Raw genomic sequence first — 18,263 nt, 5'->3', positions numbered from 1 at the left:
GATTTCGGGCAGGCTGTCGCTGACCGGCAGGCCGCGCGCCTTCAACAGACGGATCGAATTTTGCTTGCGGGTTTCGGCGTCTATAGTCACATTTGGCGTCAAATCGGGTCTTCCAGTGAGCGGGCCAGAGGCGAAAACAGCTTCGGCCCTGTGGGCGTCATATACCAGCAATCCTCAAGCCGCACGCCGAATTCACCGGGGATATAGATGCCGGGCTCGTCGGAAAAACACATGCCGGGCGCCAGCGGCGTCGCGTCATTACCGACCAGATAGGGCGCTTCGTGCCCGTCCATACCGATGCCGTGCCCGGCGCGGTGCGACAGACCCGGCAGGGTGAAGCCCGGCCCCCACCCTGCCTTGTCATAAAAGGCGCGCACGGCGGCATCGAGCTTCGCCACCGGCACGCCGACCTTTGCCGTTTCCAGCACGATCTCCTGCCCGCGGCGTACCGTGTCCCACACCTTGCGCTGCCGCGCCGTCGCTTCGCCATAGACCCAGGTGCGCGTAATGTCGGATTCGTAGTCGAGCAGTGAACAGCCGCAATCCATCAGGATCACCGACCCTTCGCGCACCGTCTGCGGCGTCTTGGTGCCGTGCGGATAGGCGCTGGCCTCATTGAGCAGGGTCAGGGCAAACTCCGGCGCGCCGCCCAGCGCCCGCGTGGCGTCGTTCATCAGGGTGGCAATATCGCGCGACGCCATGCCGACCTTAATGTTCGCATGGACGTGACGCAGCGCCGCCAGCGTAATGTCATTGGCCGTCTGCATGAGGGCCAGTTCGGCCGGCGACTTGATGCGGCGGCAGGCGGCGACTAGGGCCTCCCCCGACACCACCGCGAACGCGCCCTGCTTTTTCAGGCCGTCGATGATGAAATAGCGGGTGGTCCCCTCGACCGCCAGCGTCCCGGTGGCCGCTCCGCGATCCTTAAGCGCACCGGCGATCAGGGCATAGGGGCTTTCGTCCTCGTGCCAGGTGCGGACCTCGGCGGGCACCTCCAGCGTCTCGCGCGTGCGGGCCTCTTCGAAATAGGGGGTGACAATGATGGTTTGCCCCTTGGCCGGGATCAGGGCCGCCGTCACGCGCTCCGACCGCCCCCAGCGCAGGCCGGTGAAATAGGTCAGCGACGTGCCGCCTTCGATCAAAAGCCCGGCGATCTTTTGTCGCTGCATCTGCTCTTGCAGCCGGGCGATGCGCGCCTGCCGCTCAGCCACGCTGATGGGCCTCGCGCCTGCCGCCAGATTGGGCAAGGCCTGAGTCTGGGCCTGCACGCCTGACGCCACGACCACACCCGAAGCCACCGCCCCGCTCAAAAACGCCCGTTTGGACAGCATCACCCGCTCCTGCGCTCAAAATCGTATACGACCTAACTCTCCTGCGGCGCGGATGGCAATCGGATTTCACAATCCTGACCCGCTGCGAGGCAGCGAAAATTATTGGCTTTCGAGAAACGAAGCGGAGCGTACTTAAGTACGTGAGCATCGTATCGCAGAAAGACGATGATTTGCAGCCCCTCGCAGTAGGGTCAGGACGGCACGTAGTTGAGGATCGGGCTCAGCCACCGCTCCGCCTCATCGACGCTCCAGCCCTTGCGGCGGGCATAGTCTTCGACCTGATCCTTTTCGATCTTGCCGACGCCAAAATAGTGCGATTTCGGATGCGCGAAATAGAGGCCCGATACCGAGGCCGGCGGCGTCATGGCAAGGCTTTCGGTCAGCTCCATGCCCGCCTGTGCCCGCGCGTCCAGAAGGTCGAACAATGTCCATTTTTCGGTGTGATCGGGCTGGGCCGGATAGCCGGGCGCCGGGCGGATGCCCTTATACCGCTCGGCGATCAGACCGGCGACATCGAGGTCTTCGTCCGCCGCATAGGCCCACAGTTCGCGGCGCACGCGCTTGTGCAGGGCTTCGGCAAAGGCTTCGGCCAGACGGTCGGCCAGAGCGGTGGCCAAAATGGCATTATAGTCGTCGCCAGCGGCCTTGAACTTCGCTGCGATCTCCATTTCGCCATGCCCGGCGGTGACGGCAAAGCCGCCGATCCAGTCGGGCGTGCCTTTCGGGGCGATAAAGTCCGACAGCGCCGTATTGGACTGATCGTCGCGCGTCTTCTTCATCTGCTGACGCAGGGTATGGAAACGCGCAATGACCTTGCTGCGCGTCTCGTCTTCATAGACCTCGATATCGTCGTCTTCGGTGGCATTGGCGGGCCAGAAGCCGACGACGCCGCGCGCCTCAAACCATTTTTCGTCCAGAATGCGCTTCAGCATGGCCTGCGCATCAGCATAGAGGGCGGTGGCCGCCTCGCCCACAATCTCGTCCTCAAGGATGTCGGGGAAGCGGCCGGCCAGTTCCCAGGTGGCAAAAAACGGCGTCCAGTCGATGTGATCGGCCAGATCATGCAGATCATAGGGGCTGAAGGTGCGCGTACCGAGGAAGGTCGGGGCGACGGGCGCTTCGGACGCAAAGTCGATGACGAACTTCTTGGCGCGTGCTTCCGTCAGGTCCGAACGCGGCTTCTGATCGCCCTTGCCATAGGCCAGACGCACCTTCTCATAGTCGGCGCGGGTATCGGCGATAAACTGCGCCTTATCGGTGTCGGACAGCAGTTGCGACACCACGCCCACGGCGCGCGAGGCATCGAGCACATAGACGGTCTGACCGTTGCTGTAGCCCGGCTCGATCTTCACCGCCGTGTGGGTCTTAGAGGTCGTAGCCCCGCCAATCAGCAGCGGAATATCAAAGCCTTGGCGCTGCATTTCGCGCGCCACAAACACCATCTCGTCCAGAGACGGCGTGATCAGGCCTGAGAGGCCGATCATATCGACCTTGTGCTTTCTGGCTTCCTCAAGGATGCGATCAGCCGGCACCATGACCCCCAGATCGACCACCTCGTAATTGTTACATTGCAGGACCACGCCGACGATGTTCTTGCCGATGTCATGCACGTCGCCCTTCACCGTGGCCATCAGGATCTTGCCCGCCGACTGATGCTCTGCGCCGTCTTTTTCGGCCTCCATGAAAGGCATCAGATAGGCCACCGACTGCTTCATGACGCGGGCGGATTTGACCACCTGCGGCAGGAACATCTTGCCTGCGCCAAACAGGTCGCCAACCACATTCATCCCGGCCATCAGCGGGCCTTCGATGACGTGCAGCGGGCGTTCGGCCTGTTGCCGCGCCTCTTCGGTATCGGCTTCGATAAACTCGGTGATGCCGTGCACCAGCGCGTGTTTCAGGCGCTCAGCCACCGGGCCTTCGCGCCAGGCCAGCGTCTTGGCCTCGACCTGCCCCTTTTCGCCCTTGTATTTGGGGGCCAGATCGACCAGCCATTCGGTATTACTGACATATTCGGTTGCGCTACCGCTTCGCTGCTTGAGCGCAGTATGGCGCTGAGGGCGATTCAGGATCACATCCTCGACCGCTTCGCGCAGTTCGGCGTCGATATCATCATAGACCGGCAGGTCCCCGGCATTGACGATCCCCATATCCATACCGGCCCTGATGGCGTGATACAGAAACACCGAGTGGATGGCGCGTCGCACCGGCTCATTGCCACGGAAGGAGAAGCTGACGTTCGACACGCCGCCCGATATGCGCGCATAGGGCAGGGTCTGTTTGATGGTGCGCGTCGCTTCGATAAAGTCCACGGCGTAGTTGTCGTGTTCCTCGATCCCCGTCGCTACGGCGAAGATATTGGGGTCGAAAATGATGTCTTCGGGCGGGAAGCCCACCTCATTGACAAGGATGTTATAAGCCCGCGTACAGATGTCGATCTTGCGCGCCGCCGTGTCGGCCTGACCCACCTCGTCAAAGGCCATGACCACCACCGCCGCGCCGTATTTCAGGCATTCGCGGGCGTGGTGGCGGAAGATGTCCTCGCCTTCCTTCATCGAGATGGAGTTGACGATGGCCTTGCCCTGCACGCACTTCAGACCGGCCTCGATCACCTCCCATTTGGATGAGTCGATCATCACCGGCACGCGGGCGATATCGGGTTCGGCCGCCAGCAGGTTGAGGAAGGTCGTTATGGCCTTGACCGCATCGAGCAGGCCTTCGTCCATATTGATGTCGATGATCTGCGCCCCGGCCTCGACCTGCTGACGCGCCACATCGAGCGCGGCGGTGTAGTTGCCTTCGACGATCAGCTTACGGAACTTCGCCGAGCCCGTGACATTGGTGCGTTCGCCGATATTGATGAAGGTGGGGGTCATAATCGTGGTCATGGGGGCTTAATCGTCTTTTACGGGCGTAATATCAAGGTCGCAAATATGGGCCGCCAGCCGCCGCAGCGCCGGTTCGAGCAGGCCCTGTGCGTGCACGCGCACCAGAGGCGTGTCGATCCAGCGCGCCTGCGCCAGCCAGCCGTGGATGTGCAGAAGCAGGGCATTGGGGGTCGAACCATGTACCGCCGCGCTCAGTTGCGCCCAGTCCGGCGGATTAGGCACGCTGGGGGCCGCAGCCGCAAAGGCCGCATCGCTCAGGCGGTATTCGGTCAGAACCAGCGTCAGTTCATCGTAAAACGGCTGATCGACGCGCAGGTCTTCCAGCGTAACGTCCTTCAACACATCGGCGGCGATCCGCAGACGGTCGGGCCAGTTGTCGGTGACCTGTGTCAATTGGCAAACCGGATGGACTTGATGAGAAAGAACACGGTTCCCGGCTTTCCTTCGGGTTGCGGCCTGTAGGCCCCCACAGCATCCAGCACCCTTACGGCAACCGCCGTCATCTCCCAGCCGAGCGAATTGAGTTCGTCGTCTTCAAGATAGGTTGTTGTCAGTTCTTCGATCTCGTTGTCGAGACCGAACTGCCAAACCTTTTCCAAATCCTGCGTAATATGGTCCGGCCAGTGGCTGTTGCGAACGCCCCACATCCAGTCCTTTGATCCCGTCGTACCCACAACCTGAATATCGGCTATGACTTTTGGAACACCCTCATCCGAAAAGATCAGGGTCCCCACATCCACATCATAATCCCAGCGAGGATAGCCACTGATCCCGTATTGCGCCCGCAATATGTCCTGCTTGTCCATCAACTGATGGATCGCCTCGTGCTTCCAGTCTTCGTACCAATCCGGCGCATTCATGCGGGTCTCCCTGAAAGCCCTTGCTAACATCCTCCCCCTGACATCAGAGGAGGGGTTAAGCCCGCGCCCGTTTGATGGCTATATCGACCTGACCGTGCAGGAAATCGACAAAGCCTATGCCTTGCGCCGCCAGCGCCTTGGGGTAGAGCGACGAGGCCGTCATACCAGGCAGGGTATTGGTTTCGATAAACACCGGGCCCTTATCAGAGACGATAAAGTCCGAGCGCGTATAGCCCCGGCACGACAGCGCCTTATGCGCGGCGATGGCCAGCCGCTGAATCTCCGCCATCACCTCCGGCGCAAAGCGCGCGGGGCAGATTTCCTGCGTCTTGTTGGACAGATATTTGGAGTGGTAATCAAAGGCCCCGCGGTCCGGGATGATCTCGATGGGCGGCAGGGCGATCAGCGTCCCGTCGGCCTGCTCAAGCACGGCGCAGGTGGCCTCGGCCCCCGTCACAAACGGCTCGATCAGATAGGGTTGCTCTTTCGCCGCTTCGCGCACCGCCACAAGGTCATTGGTCGAGTTGACGAAGATCAGGCCAAAGCTCGACCCGTCCTGTGCCGGCTTGGCGACCAGCTTACCGTACTCGGCAAAGGCGGCGTCAAGATCGCTGAGCGCAATGCCCGCCGGCGACGGCACCCCGGCGCAGGCGGCAAAGCGCTTGGCCGACACCTTGTCAAAGGCCAGATGCGAAGCCGCCGAACCGGAGCCGGTAAACGGCACGCCGCGCGCCTCGCACTTAACTTGAAACTCGCCATTCTCAGCAATGCCGCCGTGCAGGCCCAGGACCAGCACGCGGTCTTCGGCGGCGGCACGATCCAGCGCCTGATCAATGGTCCCCAGATCGTGGCCATCGGCACGGAAGGGCACTTCGAACGGTCGCTGGTGACCCAGAAGCGCCAGAGACGAGGCCTCATAGACGTGATTGTCCTCGTCCCAGAACCACAGATCGGCTTCGGGCAGGGCCTTGTGCAGAGATTGGGTGGTGGCGACGGCCACCAGACGCTCGCGGCTCAGGCCGCCGAAAAGCAGGGTCAGGCGCATAAAAACCTCAATTCAGTTCGAACGGTTCAAGGCCCGACAGGCGCAGGGCTTTGGGACGTTCCGGCGGCACGCGCGGCGCAAAGCCGCGTACCTCATCGGCGACGTGTTTGATATGGTCGGGCGTGGTGCCGCAGCAGCCGCCCAGAATATTGACCAGCCCGTCCTTGGCCCATTCGTGCAGTTCATGCGCGGTTTCGTGCGGCTGCTCGTCATACTGCCCCATGGCGTTGGGCAGACCAGCATTGGGATAGGCGGCGACCAGCGTATCGGCCACGCGCGCCAGTTCGGCAATGTGCGGGCGCATCAGGTCGGCCCCCAGCGCGCAGTTAAAGCCGATGGCAAACGGTTTGGCGTGCTTGACCGAGTTCCAGAAGGCCTCCGCCGTCTGGCCGCTGAGGGTGCGGCCTGAGCGGTCGGTAATAGTGCCCGAAATCCAGATGGGTAGCTTGTCCAGCCCCTCGTCCTCAACGTCCATGATGGCCTTCAACGCCGCCTTGCAATTCAGCGTGTCGGTAATGGTCTCGACCAGATAGAGGTCCACCCCGCCCTCATTCAGGGCACGAATCTGCTGCTTGTAGGCCGCATAGACCTGATCGAAGGTGACGCTGCGCGCCCCCGGATCGTTCACGTCCGACGACATGGACAGCATCTTGTTCAACGGCCCGATGGAGCCCGCCACAAAACGCGGTTTTTCCGGCTCCTTTGCCGTCCAGGCATCGGCAGCGGCGCGCGCCAGCTTCGCCCCTTCGTAATTGATGTCCCAGCAGGCCTGCGCATCGAGGTGGTAGTCGTCCATGGCAATGGTCGTCGCCGAGAAGGTATTGGTCTCGGAAATGTCGGCCCCGGCCGCGTAGTATTGATTGTGCAGGTCGGTGATGATGTCCGGCCGCGTCAGGCACAGGATGTCGTTATTGCCCTTCATCTGACCGACATGGTCCTTGAAGCGCTCGCCGCGAAAATCCTGTTCATCGAGGCCACGCCGCTGGATCATCACGCCCCATGATCCATCAAGGATGAGGATGCGTTCTTTGGCGGCGGCTTTCAGCGTGTCAATGCGGTCCTGACGGGTCATATCGGTCTCCCTCCTCCCTTGCAAGCCCTTGGGCGAAGCGGGGGAGGAGCATGTTAATTGCGCTTCCGCAGAAGCAGGTTCAGTTCGCTGTTCCATTCCGGCGGCAGCAGGGCCAGCGGGCTGGAGCGGCGCGTTTCGATCACAAAGCGCGTCTCCAGACGCCGCAACAGGTCACGATAGTCAAAGCCCAGATGGTGCGGGTAGTAGCCCCCGCCGCCTTCAAAGTCCACGCGCAAGCGCTCGAAACGGATATCGCCGCGCGCCGCCTGCGCGATGCGCTCAGCGTCCGTGTCGAAATCCGCCCGCCGACGCCCGCGGAACCAGCCCTTCACCCACGCCACCGGCCCCGTCTCGACCGGCACACCGACAATCAGCACGCCATCAGGCTTCAAAAGCCGGTGCATCTGGGCCAGCGCCGCCTCCGTCTCTTGCGGTGGGAGGTGCTCGAACACCTCCAGACAGAAGATGGCGTCCGCACGGGCATCGGCAATCCCCTCGATCTCGGCCACCACCGTCACGCCGCTCAGCGCGCCGACATGCGCCACCGCCTGCGCCCGCAACTGCGGCGACGGCTCAAAACAGATGACCTCGCCATCGGGACAGGCCTGACGTAGCTGTCGCGCCAGTTCACCATCGCCGGCGCCGTAGTCGATACTGAGCGCCGGACGCCGCCCTTTCAGCAGGGCAATCGCATCATCGAAGCGCTTGCGTTGCAGATAGCGCTTGAACGGATTGGGGTCCGCCCGCGTAATCGAAGCGTAGTCGGGTTGAAGAGACATGATAAGGCAATCAGGCGGCGGTCGGCTGACCGTCCCTTAGACCCAGAACGCGACAGATGGAATAGACCAGTTCGGCGCGATTGAGCGTGTAGAAGTGAAAATGGTTCACCCCTTCGCGCTCCAGCCCCAGCACCTGCTCGACCGCCACGGCCGAGGCTAGCAGTTTACGCGTCTCCGCATCGTCGTCGAGACCTTGGAAAAGCTCTTGCAGCCAGTCGGGCACTGCGGCTTCGCAGGCCGCCGCCATCTTGCGCAGGCCCTTGAAATTGGTCACCGGCATGATGCCCGGCGTCAGATCGATCTGAATACCAGCGTCGGCCACGGCATCGCGGAAGCGCAGGAAGGTTTCCGGCTCAAAAAAGAACTGGCTGATACCGCGCGTCGCCCCGGCATCGACCTTCTGACGCAACACGTCGAGATCAAAGTCCAGAGAGGGTGATTGCGGGTGTTTTTCCGGATAGACGCCGACGCTGACTTCGAAATCGCCGATGCGGCGAATAGCGGCGGTCAGCTCAGTGGCGTTCTGATAACCGTCGGGGCGCGGCGTGTACTGACCATCCTGAAGCCCGCCGGGCGGGTCGCCGCGCAGAGCCACGATGTGGCGCACGCCGGCATTCCAGTATTCGCGGATGACCTCATCAACCTCTTCGCGTGAGGCCTCGACGCAGGTCAGATGCGCGGCGGGTTTCAGCGCGGTCTCGTCCAGTATGCGCTTCACCGTGCGGTGGGTACGTTCACGCGTCGAACCGCCCGCGCCATAGGTGACCGACACGAAGCTGGGGTTCAGCGGCTCAAGGCGGCGGATAGCGCCCCACAGGCTCTCTTCCATCTCCGCCGACTTGGGCGGGAAGAACTCAAACGAGACATTGAGGTGCGACGCCCCGGCGCGGACCGAGCGGGCGATGGCGGACTGAACAAAGGCGGGCGGCGGAGCCATAAGCGTATTCTCTGTAGCGTTTTATAGGGTGTATCAGGCTTTTTGCATCAGCCAGATGCGCACGGTCAGACCGGGCTCCTGATGCGGCGGCAGGGACAGGTTGCGTAAGGCGCTGAGCCCGGCCACCTTCTGCCAGTGGCCCATATCGTCATCGCCGATGCCCAGGCGACGGTGCTGATATTCGTCGCGCATGATCTCCAGCCGGTGCGGGGCGAAATCGACGATCAGCAGGCGTCCGCCCGGTTTCAGCAGCCGCGCCGCCTCCTTCAGTGCCTGCCCCGGATCGGGCAGGAAGTGCAGCACCTGATGGATGACGACCAGATCGGCACTCTGACCATTGAGCCGTGTGGCCAGTATGTCACCATGGCGGAAGTCGATACCGCTCAGGCCTGCCTCGCGCGTGCGGGCGCGGGCGATATTGAGCATCTGCTGCGACAGGTCGAGCCCGATGGCGTATTGCGCGTTCGGCGCCAGCAGGCTGAGCATCCGCCCCGACCCGGTGCCCAGATCGACAATGGTTTCGACCGGCGCATCCCCCACCAGCGACTGAATAGCCGTCTCGACCTCGGCATCATCGACATAGTGCGAGCGGATCTGATCCCAAACCGGGGCGATGTTTTCAAAATAGCCCTGCGCCGCTTCAAGCCTCTGGCCGCGCACCTCTTCCAGCGCGCGCAGATCGGCGCTGTTTTCGTCGCCCAGCGCGCTCAGCACCGCGTCGATCAGCGGCGTCAGGGCCGGATGCTCGCTCAGGCGGTAAAAGACCCAGGCCCCATCCGGGAAGCGGTCAATCACCCCGGCCTCGTTCATCAGCTTGAGGTGGCGTGAAATGCGCGGCTGACTCTGATTGAGAATCCGCACCAATTCCATGACAGACAGTTCTTCATGCGCTAAAAGACGCAAAAGACGCAGACGCGTGGGTTCCCCCATCGCCTTTAACGCCTCCAGCAGCGCCGCCTCGCCCAGTATGTCGCTCGATTTCATATAATCATATAAAGATGTCTTTATGTGATTTTGCAAGCGTAAAATCACACCCACAGCTTGCAATGCGGTATCGACAGGCCTGCGACAGCGTTACACATGGCGGGGGGACGTGTGGTTTCCCACATATCGGCGTATGATAAGAACAGATAACAGCGGAGTTCCGGCCCCATGACCGATAAAGCCTCACTTTCGACGGCCATTTCCCGCGGCCTGCGCCGCCGCTGCCCCGCCTGTGGCGAAGGCCATGCCTTCCGGGGCTATCTCAAGGTGGTGGACACGTGCAGCCACTGTCAGACGCCGCTGGGGGCCTATCCCTGCGACGACGGCCCGGCCTATGTGACCATGCTGCTGGTCGGGCATCTGGTCATTGCGCCGATGTTTGCCTTTGAGTTTTTCTGGAACTTCCCGCTGGAAATCGTGGTGCCGGTGACCCTCACCATTATGGGGGCCCTGACCCTTCTGATGCTGCCCTTCATCAAGGGCGGGTTTCTGGGCCTGATCTGGCATCACGGGCTCAAAAGGTTCCGATAACGGCTTAACTTGAACTTGACGGAATCCCTTTTGCGGAGAATCCTCACGCCGACGCCCGATGGCGTTGCCAACAAACGGAGACTCTCATGGCGCACAAGTTCCTGATCAAGAAGAACAAGGCTGGCGAATTCGTCGCCTATTTCGTCTATAATTCCGAGACGATTTTCTGGACCGAGGGCTATGCGTCCAAGGCCTCGGCCAAAAACGCCATCGAGTCGATCAAGAAGAACGGCCCGGACGCCGAAATCGAAGATCAGACGGTCGAATAGGCGTCGCCTCAAGTTATGAAAAAAGCCCGGAGGCTGCGGCCTTCGGGCTTTTTTGGTTTTGTACCGGTGAGCACGGCTCAGGCCATATTCAGCGTATCGCGGATGATGGCGATGGAACCTTGCGATTCTTCGGTGCATTCCATATGCAGTCGGTCGATTTCCTCCTGCGCGAACTCACGCATCAGCATGGCCGCCTGCGGCGACAGGGCCATCAGCGTGCGCACGGAAGCGCGGGCAAGGGCAAGGGAGGCGTCGAGATCGACCAGGTTAGCGGTATCACGGGCTACGGCAAGGGCGTAGAGGCGCGACGCCACATCGGATGAGCTATCGGACATAGGTATTTTCTGTTCTGACCTGAAAAGTCTTTTTTGGGGGAGGAAAACCGCAGGCCCGCACAAACACACGCTCAGGCCACGGATACGCAACGCGTTATACCAGCGCGGACTAATATCATGCCGCTCCCTGAGAAATCCACAACGCGGCCTTTGGGCGCCTCACCGGCGCACCACCCATTCTCATCTGATTTTAAAGGCTATTTTTCAGGGGGCAGGAGATTTATGCACAGAGCCGCCCGAATGATCGAATTTATCCGATAATTCGACCCCATTTTGCAAAGGACTGCGAAAGTTTGCAAATATATGGCATCGCAAAAAGCAGAAATTACCGCCTGAGCTTTCTGTATAGAAACAATTGCATGGCCTGTGCGGCAGGTCAATCCATATTTCATCATGTGACTTATTTTCACAATTCTGAAAATCGCGCACAAAAAAACCCGCTGTTTCCAGCGGGCCTTTCGGTAGTATTTTAAAGATCAACCGATCTTCTTGGCCAGACGTTCCTGACCTTCGCGGATCAGCTGAGCGGCCTGTTCCGGATCACCCCAGCCCAGAACGCGGGTTTCCTTGTTCTTCTCCAGATCCTTGTAGTGGGCGAAGAAGTGGGTGATCTGCTCGATCATGATGGCCGGCATCTGACGATAGCTCGACACATTGGTGTAATAAGGGTGCAGTTTGTCCACCGGCACGGCCAGAATCTTCTCGTCCTTGCCCGCTTCGTCTTCCATCAGCAGCACGCCAATGGGGCGCGAACGGATGACCACGCCCGGATAGACCGGCGTCGGACCAACCACCAGAATGTCACAGGGGTCGCCGTCGTCAGCGAGGGTATGCGGGATAAAGCCGTAGTTACCCGGATAGAACATGGACGTATAGAGGAAGCGATCGACGAACAGCGCGCCGGAATCCTTGTCCATTTCGTACTTGACGGGCATGCCGCCCTGCGGAATTTCGATGACGGCGTGGATGTCCCAGGGAGCGTTCGGACCGACGGAAATCTTGTCGAGATTCATTGGATGTCTTTATTGTTAAACGGCATTGAGGATATGGTTTGGGCGCTGTCATAAGCGGTCCGCTTCTTTCGCACAAGCGAAGTCTGCGTTTTTTGTTTTCGCACTTTGCTACAATTTGTTACCCGGCAAGGATTTATCGCTTGTCAGGCGACTTCGAAGCGCTTCATTTAGACCAAAGTCGGATAACAACAGAGACTTAGCAAAGACCGCATCCATGGAACTGATCGTCAAACTGTTCGGTAGCTGGCGCGATTTCGCCGCCCTTCTGGTCTTCATCTTTTGCTGGCTGGGCTATGAGCCGGTGCTCAAGGCCCTGTCCAAGAAATCGGGCGTGATCTTCAAGGACCTGACCATCGTGCGACGCGCCTGGATGAAGGAAATGGTCATCCGCTCGTTCAAGCTCTACGACTCCAACCTCATCGGGCATGGCGTCAATTCGATGAGCTTTTTCGCCTCGGCCAACCTCATCCTGATTGCCGCCGTCGCCGGGGCCATCTTTACCGGCGACCTGTCGTACAAGAGCGCGCACGCGCTCGGCATCGACACCTCGTCCTCAGCCCTGCTCCTGATGAAGCTGGCTCTGGTCATGGTCTGTCTGGCGCGCGGGCTTCTCAACTTCATCTGGGCCCTGCGTCAGACCAACTACGCCGTCGCCGCCATGGGGGCGGTGCCCGAAAACATCGACCCGCAGAGCGCGCAGGCCTTTACCGAAGCCGTGTCGGACATTTTTGAGCCGGCCATGTCGAACTTTTCGCAAGGCGTGCGCGGCTACTACTTCTCGCTGGCAGCTGCCGCGTGGCTGTTCGGCCCCATCCCTCTGGCGCTGGCCAGTATCGGGGCCACCGCGCTTCTGGCCTGGCGGCAATCGCGCTCACAGGCGGCGCGCGGCCTGCGCCGGATGCGTGAGCTTCTCGAAGACCATCCCTACCCTACCCGCACGCGCCCCATCTATGACGGTAAGGTCGAGGCCGAAAGCGAAAATGCTGCGTCGCAGCAAGATAAAACAAATATAGAAACGAAAGCCGGCTGAATCGTTTTCTAAATAACGCAAAGGTTTGCTTAACTTTAATTCTTACGCATAGGAACCATTGTAACGATACGTGATCATACAAATGCGTTTTCCGCTTGTGGATTTTTGCATCGCAACGTATAAAGTCAGTGTTCGACGTTTTTACGTCGATGCCCTTCCTGGGCGTTTCCTCCCTGTAGACTTTAAGCCGCGCTCGTGTAGCGCGGCTTTTTTTTGACCGAATACGGCGATTACCTGAGTTTCAACCCGTCGATCACCGCTGCGATGGCCGCCTGCATCCGCTCGGCTTTGGGGCTGAGGGTCAGGGTTGCCTCATCCATGTAGAGCCCGCGGTTCAGCTCGATCTGTAGCGCCTCGACCCCCTTATGCGGCTGGGCGTAGCGTTCCAACGTATAGCCTCCGGCAAAGGGATGGTTATGCGCCACGCGGAAGCCGTGCGCTTCAAACACCTGCCGCACAAAAGCCGTCAGGCCGGGCGCGCACGCCTCACCATGCAGATCACCCAGCACAATATCCGCCAGTTTCGCCGACGGCTGGGCCTCTGTGCCCGGCTTCAGCGTTGTCGAGGGCATGGAGTGCCAGTCGATCAGCGTCACCCGCCCGTGCGCCGATTTCGCTTCGGCCAGCGCCTCGGTCAGCGCCCGGTGATAGGGTACGTGCACCTGCGCCAGACGCCGCGCCGCCTCCTCATAGGTAATGGGCTGTGCGTGAATCTCCCGCCCGCCGGACAGGCAGCGCGGAATGACGCCGTAACCGGCGCGCACGCGCAGCGACTGGCTGAGCGCGCCCTTCGGCAGCGCGCCACGTATCAGGCGCGGGTCCAGCTCCAGCGGGTGGCGGTTCACATCGACATAGGCGCGGCTGTAGTTGGCGCGCACGGCCCATACCCCTTCAAGCGTCTCAAACCCGACCAGCGCATCGACAAAGGCGTCTTCGGTCATGCGCAGGTGCTGCGCCTCATAGCGCGCGGCGGCCACAAAGGCCGGCGGCAGATACGGTCCCGAATGCGGCAGGCCGAACACCAGCCCGCAACCCCTTACCGTCGGACGGCGTACATCCACGGCAGGGACGGTTTCAACTGGGGATGAAAGGTCGGCCATTAAACCCGTGATAAGACAATTCTGCGCTCTCTTCACCCCTAATTTACACCTGCGCCCTAATCATCTACTCTCTGAACAAACGGGGCCCCTTTCCCACAGGACCGGGATTAATGACCAAGATTCTCCTCGCGGAAGACGAAAATTCCGTGCGCAGCTTCCTGACGCGCGCTCTTCAGCGCGCCGGCTATGACGTTGTAAGCTGCCCCGATGGCGACAGCGCCATCGAAGCCCTCGATCAGGGGCCGTATGACCTTCTGCTGACCGACATTGTGATGCCTGGGGCTGATGGCATCGAAGTGGCCAAGGTCGCCTCACAGCGCCAGCCGGGCCTGAAGATCATGTTTATCACTGGCTTTGCCGCCGTGGCGCTCAACGCGCAAAAGGCCTCCCCCGAAGCCAAGGTCCTCGAAAAGCCGGTGCATCTGCGCGAGATCGTCACCGAAGTCGAACGCCTGATCGCCGCCTGACGGGTCAGGGCAGGCGGCACGCGCAGATTTTTAAGTTGCGCTAACGCTTCGCTCCTTGAGCGCGGGCGAGATCGTCACCGAAGTCGAACGCCTGATCGCCGCCTGATGGGTCAGGGCAAGCTACCTTAATCATACCTCCCCAGCTTGCTGGGGAGGGGGACCATTTGCGAAGCAAATGGTGGTGGGGGTGTTTCCGGCTGTCGTGCAAACAACGATCCCGCAATCCCACACTTTCCACATTTTTGATCGCAAAAGCCCTTGCCACCGCCATTTTCGGCGGCTATACACCCGCTCCTCGCACCGGCACAGCGTTGCCGAACACAATAGTGGACTCGTAGCTCAGCGGGAGAGCACTACGTTGACATCGTAGGGGTCACAGGTTCAATCCCTGTCGGGTCCACCATTTTATTATTATCATATAGCGTTTTGCGTTTTCAGTGTTTTTGGCACTGGAATCTAATTACCTTGTTTATTACAGCTTGACTTTTTCTTATAATTGGAACAAAATAAGAACTTAAATTAAGCTTTCCCGGAGTAGGCGTTATGGAGCGGGAGGTGACGGACGCTACGGAGCGATCACGGTACCCGACGTAGAAACTATCCCTGCTAGCGATTCTAGCTATCCACAAAGTTGACTCTTTCTAAAAAATGCAACTTTGTTTTTGGAAGGGAGAATCGAAGGGGAAGCCATGGCTACCAGCTATCACGTTGTTCATTATCGGCATCTTGAGTCTACGGACAAAACGATAAACCTTGAAGCGTCGCTTCGCGCGGCATTCAACACCACGGGACAAACGCAAGAAGCGCTTTGGATGCGGATTGGCGACCGCCTGTACAATCTACCAAATGATAAAGATGAGAGGTCGCTTCTGGTTAATCGAGCCTCAGACCTCACCAGTGCAGTGTTTGGCGAAATTTGCCTTATACAAAAACACGATCTTCAGGCCATGTTGAAGCTTCAGGAAAGCGTGCTGAAAATATCTGCTACGACGACTGTCAAAGCTTATGATTTAGAAGATCGTGAAGCGCCTTCCGGTCTCAAGTTTATCAGGGGAATGGCTTACTGGATGGTTATTAAAAACCACCTGTTTTTCGTAAAAACACAAGCCATGGGAGCGGAACTGATCGCAAGTTACTTCGATTGGCTTTTAAAGGACCGCACCGGCGTTATGGCGCCTAGTATCGCTTTCATGCTTCAGGCTCAAATAGATCAATCTGCGGTTAGTGGTGATTTGGGTGAAATACGATCACTAAAGGTGAAAACATCTTCAGGCACAAAGCTTAAAATCATTCCCGACGAAGCCGATGAGGTCAAATTCACAGAAACAGACTATTCAAAGCATGTCAAAAGCTCGACCGTCGCCGACGGAACAGCTCTTTCGATATTTGAGAATATTTTTGGCTCCAAACAGGCAGAATCGTTGGCCGAGTCGTTAGGGCCGAAAGAGGAGCTAATCGCTGATACCTCATTCCGCATCAAAGGTCGGCGAACGAACGAATCTAGGAAGCGCATGAAAGATATCGTCAATGCGGCTGCTGATACAGACTTGGGTGAGATACGGGTAGAAGGTAAGGACTTTAAAATGTCTCACGGCGATGCCATTTTAAGAACGACGATGCCGTTCGACCAACCTTATGACGGCAGCAATCTTCTGGAATTTGACAATGTCGCCGACCAACTTACGAAAGTTTATAAGCGTTTCGTCGAAGACGGTAAGATAAAGGCCTAATGAAAAGATGGGTTTACATTTTGGGGATATTAATAACGGGCATTCTGTGCGCGTTATCGATACCCCTTGATTTTTTTCTGAAAGGACTACAACTAGCCGGCACGGCCCTGTCCATACAAATTGCTGCGGTTTTCGTTCGGCTTAACCGAGGAATGCCCACACTCACTTGGAATAAACTTGAGCCAAACGAAACTGAAAAATTAACCTCTAGTATTGTGAATCTTACATCTGAGTATATAGCTATTATTTTTATAAACGCCATTGTATTATTATTTGGACTAGCACTTTTGGTATCGGACCACAGCCGTCTTCTCTGGCCCAATATAACACAGCCATTAATTGTTTTTTTGTTCACAAGCTTGTTCGCACTTTGTTGGGTGCGAATGGGATATGTGATTTGGCGAGATTACGATATCGTCAAATTGCAAAAGGCAATTATTGATTTAAGCGCCAGAAGGGAAGCTGAAGCCGAGGCAAAGAAGGAAGCGGAAGCGGTCTTAAAATCGATAGCTGAGGCGGGTCTTGCAGTTGAACCACGCCCTGCCCCTAAAGCATGGTTGGAGCATTAAGCTAAACCGCTCCTGTTGCCCGCCCGTACACAGCGCCACTCCCTCATCCGGGGCCTTGAATTAAATACACACCATGGCCACAAAGGTTGTGCTGGACCTAAGATAGCTTTCCAATCCTCAGCTCGCATACAACTTAAGGCGGCCTCATCAGTTTTCTGACGAGGGCCCTCCCGAGCCGTCTGCCTCGAGACCGGACCACATAGGCTTTTCTGCTGCCACAAACAGGTCAGCCACAGGCGCAGGCTGACGCTGCGAATTTAAAACTTACATCTGGCGTCGATATAGTCAGCGGTACCGTGCGCAACGGGGAGATTGAGATGGACGGCCACAGCCACCCGACCACGGGACGCCCGCTTTGTTCTGACGCTTCGCAGAGCGCCTGCCTCCGGCGTTACTCAGAGGTGCGGGCCGCAACCCTGCGCCTCGCCGCGCCCCTGTCGGCGGAGGACATGGTGGTACAGTCCATGCCCGACGCCAGCCCGGCCAAGTGGCATCTGGCGCACACCAGCTGGTTCTTTGAGACGTTTCTGCTCAGTCCCCGCCCCGGCTATGCGCCGTTCGATCCGCACTATGGCTATCTGTTCAACTCCTATTACGAAGCCAAAGGCGCGCGTCAGCCGCGGGCCCAGCGCGGTGTCCTCACCCGCCCGGCCCTGAGCGATATTCTGGCCTATCGTCAGCACGTCGATCATCATATGCGTGACCTGATCGCCGCCGGGCTCGATGCCGAAAGCGAGACCCTGCTGGCGCTCGGTCTGGCGCACGAGGAGCAGCATCAGGAACTGCTGCTGATGGACGTTTTGCACCTGTTCAGCCTGTCACCGCTGGCCCCGGCCTATGATCCGAACCTTGCCGCCGACGCCCCGGCGGGCGAGGCCCGGTTCATCCCCTGCGCCGGCGGGCTGGTCGAGATCGGCGCGACAAACGACGGGTTTGCTTTCGACAATGAGCGGCCGCGCCATAAGGTGTGGCTGGAACCCTATCAGATCGCCGATCGGCTGGTGCGCAATGGCGACTGGCTGGCCTTTATGCACGACGGCGGCTATGCGCGACCCGAGCTGTGGCTGTCCGACGGCTGGGCCCGCGTGCAGGCCGAGAGCTGGCGCGCCCCCCTTTACTGGCGGCCGGACGGCGAGCAGTGGCAAGCGTTCAGTCTGCGCGGCCTGCACCCCGTCGATCCCGACGCACCCGTCACCCACATCAGTGAGGTGGTCCCGGAAAATCGGACAAGGTGCTAAGCTTGTGTCGTTCTCTGAGAAGGACGAGACAAATGACAGGCAAACGCACGAAGTATTCGGGTGATTTTAAAGCGAAGGTGGCGCT

18 protein-coding genes, 1 tRNA gene and 1 pseudogene are annotated in these 18,263 nt (G+C 59.2%); 8 read left to right on the top strand and 12 right to left on the bottom strand.

What is annotated here, in order from left to right:
• Nucleotides 1–98: 98 nt before the first annotated feature.
• The 9 genes and pseudogenes from Q0072_RS09215 to Q0072_RS09175 all read right to left on the bottom strand — a co-directional run bounded on the left by Q0072_RS09215 (nt 99) and on the right by Q0072_RS09175 (nt 9,896).
• On the bottom strand, nt 99–1,331 hold the full coding sequence (locus tag Q0072_RS09215) for a Xaa-Pro peptidase family protein (protein ID WP_298328840.1): 1,233 nt from the start codon (nt 1,329–1,331) through the stop codon (nt 99–101).
• A 132-nt stretch (nt 1,332–1,463) separates the two neighbouring features.
• Nucleotides 1,464–4,219 (bottom strand): annotated as a pseudogene (gene metH, locus Q0072_RS09210) (methionine synthase).
• 6 nt (nt 4,220–4,225) lie between these two features.
• Nucleotides 4,226–4,612 (bottom strand): hypothetical protein, encoded by a 387-nt coding sequence (locus Q0072_RS09205; RefSeq protein ID WP_298328839.1) that lies wholly within the window; start codon nt 4,610–4,612, stop codon nt 4,226–4,228.
• On the bottom strand, nt 4,609–5,079 hold the full coding sequence (locus tag Q0072_RS09200; RefSeq protein ID WP_298328837.1) for a DUF6882 domain-containing protein: 471 nt from the start codon (nt 5,077–5,079) through the stop codon (nt 4,609–4,611). Before Q0072_RS09200 ends, Q0072_RS09205 begins: the two co-directional genes overlap by 4 nt.
• Before the next feature lie 55 nt (nt 5,080–5,134).
• Nucleotides 5,135–6,124: an ATP-grasp domain-containing protein gene (locus Q0072_RS09195; protein WP_298328835.1), complete on the bottom strand. Its 990-nt coding sequence runs from the start codon at nt 6,122–6,124 to the stop codon at nt 5,135–5,137.
• 7 nt (nt 6,125–6,131) lie between these two features.
• Nucleotides 6,132–7,196, bottom strand: a complete 1,065-nt coding sequence (locus Q0072_RS09190; RefSeq protein ID WP_298328832.1) for a homocysteine S-methyltransferase family protein — start codon at nt 7,194–7,196, stop codon at nt 6,132–6,134.
• Nucleotides 7,197–7,249: 53 nt separating this feature from the next.
• The gene (locus tag Q0072_RS09185) at nt 7,250–7,975 is read right to left on the bottom strand and encodes a class I SAM-dependent methyltransferase (RefSeq protein WP_298328828.1); all 726 of its coding nucleotides are present in this window, start codon (nt 7,973–7,975) and stop codon (nt 7,250–7,252) included.
• Between the two features lie 10 nt (nt 7,976–7,985).
• The gene (metF, locus tag Q0072_RS09180) at nt 7,986–8,912 is read right to left on the bottom strand and encodes a methylenetetrahydrofolate reductase [NAD(P)H] (RefSeq protein WP_290799064.1); all 927 of its coding nucleotides are present in this window, start codon (nt 8,910–8,912) and stop codon (nt 7,986–7,988) included.
• Nucleotides 8,913–8,945: 33 nt separating this feature from the next.
• Nucleotides 8,946–9,896, bottom strand: a complete 951-nt coding sequence (locus tag Q0072_RS09175; protein ID WP_298328821.1) for a metalloregulator ArsR/SmtB family transcription factor — start codon at nt 9,894–9,896, stop codon at nt 8,946–8,948.
• A 168-nt stretch (nt 9,897–10,064) separates the two neighbouring features.
• On the opposite strand from Q0072_RS09175, the gene Q0072_RS09170 reads away from it, so the two are divergent.
• Both Q0072_RS09170 and Q0072_RS09165 read left to right on the top strand, forming a co-directional pair.
• Nucleotides 10,065–10,427 carry a DUF983 domain-containing protein gene (locus tag Q0072_RS09170; protein ID WP_298328818.1) on the top strand — a complete coding sequence of 121 codons (363 nt, stop codon included), beginning with the start codon at nt 10,065–10,067 and terminating at the stop codon, nt 10,425–10,427.
• 86 nt (nt 10,428–10,513) lie between these two features.
• Entirely contained in the window at nt 10,514–10,696 is a 183-nt protein-coding gene (locus tag Q0072_RS09165) for a DUF1508 domain-containing protein (RefSeq protein WP_013479361.1), read from the top strand.
• Nucleotides 10,697–10,773: 77 nt separating this feature from the next.
• Here the strand turns inward: Q0072_RS09165 and Q0072_RS09160 are convergent, their stop codons facing one another.
• Both Q0072_RS09160 and ppa read right to left on the bottom strand, forming a co-directional pair.
• Nucleotides 10,774–11,031, bottom strand: a complete 258-nt coding sequence (locus tag Q0072_RS09160) for a hypothetical protein (RefSeq protein WP_298328815.1) — start codon at nt 11,029–11,031, stop codon at nt 10,774–10,776.
• A gap of 476 nt (nt 11,032–11,507) precedes the next feature.
• Nucleotides 11,508–12,044, bottom strand: coding sequence for an inorganic diphosphatase (gene ppa, locus Q0072_RS09155; protein ID WP_126419549.1), 537 nt, complete (start codon nt 12,042–12,044; stop codon nt 11,508–11,510).
• Between the two features lie 214 nt (nt 12,045–12,258).
• On the opposite strand from ppa, the gene Q0072_RS09150 reads away from it, so the two are divergent.
• Nucleotides 12,259–13,074 carry a DUF599 domain-containing protein gene (locus Q0072_RS09150; protein ID WP_298328809.1) on the top strand — a complete coding sequence of 272 codons (816 nt, stop codon included), beginning with the start codon at nt 12,259–12,261 and terminating at the stop codon, nt 13,072–13,074.
• A 230-nt stretch (nt 13,075–13,304) separates the two neighbouring features.
• Here Q0072_RS09150 and Q0072_RS09145 read toward each other — a convergent pair whose 3' ends face one another.
• Nucleotides 13,305–14,174 carry an N-formylglutamate amidohydrolase gene (locus Q0072_RS09145; protein ID WP_298328806.1) on the bottom strand — a complete coding sequence of 290 codons (870 nt, stop codon included), beginning with the start codon at nt 14,172–14,174 and terminating at the stop codon, nt 13,305–13,307.
• Between the two features lie 110 nt (nt 14,175–14,284).
• On the opposite strand from Q0072_RS09145, the gene Q0072_RS09140 reads away from it, so the two are divergent.
• The 5 genes from Q0072_RS09140 to Q0072_RS09120 all read left to right on the top strand — a co-directional run bounded on the left by Q0072_RS09140 (nt 14,285) and on the right by Q0072_RS09120 (nt 18,178).
• Nucleotides 14,285–14,641 (top strand): response regulator, encoded by a 357-nt coding sequence (locus Q0072_RS09140; RefSeq protein WP_013479366.1) that lies wholly within the window; start codon nt 14,285–14,287, stop codon nt 14,639–14,641.
• Between the two features lie 328 nt (nt 14,642–14,969).
• A tRNA-Val gene (locus Q0072_RS09135) sits at nt 14,970–15,044 on the top strand.
• 286 nt (nt 15,045–15,330) lie between these two features.
• On the top strand, nt 15,331–16,371 hold the full coding sequence (locus Q0072_RS09130) for a hypothetical protein (RefSeq protein ID WP_298328803.1): 1,041 nt from the start codon (nt 15,331–15,333) through the stop codon (nt 16,369–16,371).
• Complete coding sequence (locus Q0072_RS09125; protein ID WP_298328800.1) at nt 16,371–16,940, top strand: hypothetical protein; 570 nt, start codon at nt 16,371–16,373, stop codon at nt 16,938–16,940. Before Q0072_RS09130 ends, Q0072_RS09125 begins: the two co-directional genes overlap by 1 nt.
• A 317-nt stretch (nt 16,941–17,257) precedes the next feature.
• Nucleotides 17,258–18,178: an ergothioneine biosynthesis protein EgtB gene (locus Q0072_RS09120; protein ID WP_298328797.1), complete on the top strand. Its 921-nt coding sequence runs from the start codon at nt 17,258–17,260 to the stop codon at nt 18,176–18,178.
• Nucleotides 18,179–18,263 lie beyond the last annotated feature (85 nt).

This window comes from Asticcacaulis sp. (genome assembly GCF_027484505.1).
Taxonomy (GTDB): domain Bacteria; phylum Pseudomonadota; class Alphaproteobacteria; order Caulobacterales; family Caulobacteraceae; genus Asticcacaulis.
The sequence above is the reverse complement of the archived record's forward strand: the minus strand, read 5'-3'. Positions and strand labels throughout refer to the sequence as shown.

Bases quoted from the DNA above. Each gene is read 5' to 3' on its own strand.
- Q0072_RS09215 (WP_298328840.1), bottom strand. From the start codon at position 1,331: ATGCTGTCCAAACGGGCGTTTTTGAGCGGGGCGGTGGCTTCGGGTGTG.
- Q0072_RS09200 (WP_298328837.1), bottom strand. From the start codon at position 5,079: ATGAATGCGCCGGATTGGTACGAAGACTGGAAGCACGAGGCGATCCAT.
- Q0072_RS09195 (WP_298328835.1), bottom strand. From the start codon at position 6,124: ATGCGCCTGACCCTGCTTTTCGGCGGCCTGAGCCGCGAGCGTCTGGTG.
- Q0072_RS09190 (WP_298328832.1), bottom strand. From the start codon at position 7,196: ATGACCCGTCAGGACCGCATTGACACGCTGAAAGCCGCCGCCAAAGAA.
- Q0072_RS09185 (WP_298328828.1), bottom strand. From the start codon at position 7,975: ATGTCTCTTCAACCCGACTACGCTTCGATTACGCGGGCGGACCCCAAT.
- metF (WP_290799064.1), bottom strand. From the start codon at position 8,912: ATGGCTCCGCCGCCCGCCTTTGTTCAGTCCGCCATCGCCCGCTCGGTC.
- Q0072_RS09175 (WP_298328821.1), bottom strand. From the start codon at position 9,896: ATGAAATCGAGCGACATACTGGGCGAGGCGGCGCTGCTGGAGGCGTTA.
- Q0072_RS09170 (WP_298328818.1), top strand. From the start codon at position 10,065: ATGACCGATAAAGCCTCACTTTCGACGGCCATTTCCCGCGGCCTGCGC.
- Q0072_RS09165 (WP_013479361.1), top strand. From the start codon at position 10,514: ATGGCGCACAAGTTCCTGATCAAGAAGAACAAGGCTGGCGAATTCGTC.
- Q0072_RS09160 (WP_298328815.1), bottom strand. From the start codon at position 11,031: ATGTCCGATAGCTCATCCGATGTGGCGTCGCGCCTCTACGCCCTTGCC.
- ppa (WP_126419549.1), bottom strand. From the start codon at position 12,044: ATGAATCTCGACAAGATTTCCGTCGGTCCGAACGCTCCCTGGGACATC.
- Q0072_RS09150 (WP_298328809.1), top strand. From the start codon at position 12,259: ATGGAACTGATCGTCAAACTGTTCGGTAGCTGGCGCGATTTCGCCGCC.
- Q0072_RS09145 (WP_298328806.1), bottom strand. From the start codon at position 14,174: ATGGCCGACCTTTCATCCCCAGTTGAAACCGTCCCTGCCGTGGATGTA.
- Q0072_RS09140 (WP_013479366.1), top strand. From the start codon at position 14,285: ATGACCAAGATTCTCCTCGCGGAAGACGAAAATTCCGTGCGCAGCTTC.
- Q0072_RS09130 (WP_298328803.1), top strand. From the start codon at position 15,331: ATGGCTACCAGCTATCACGTTGTTCATTATCGGCATCTTGAGTCTACG.
- Q0072_RS09125 (WP_298328800.1), top strand. From the start codon at position 16,371: ATGAAAAGATGGGTTTACATTTTGGGGATATTAATAACGGGCATTCTG.
- Q0072_RS09120 (WP_298328797.1), top strand. From the start codon at position 17,258: ATGGACGGCCACAGCCACCCGACCACGGGACGCCCGCTTTGTTCTGAC.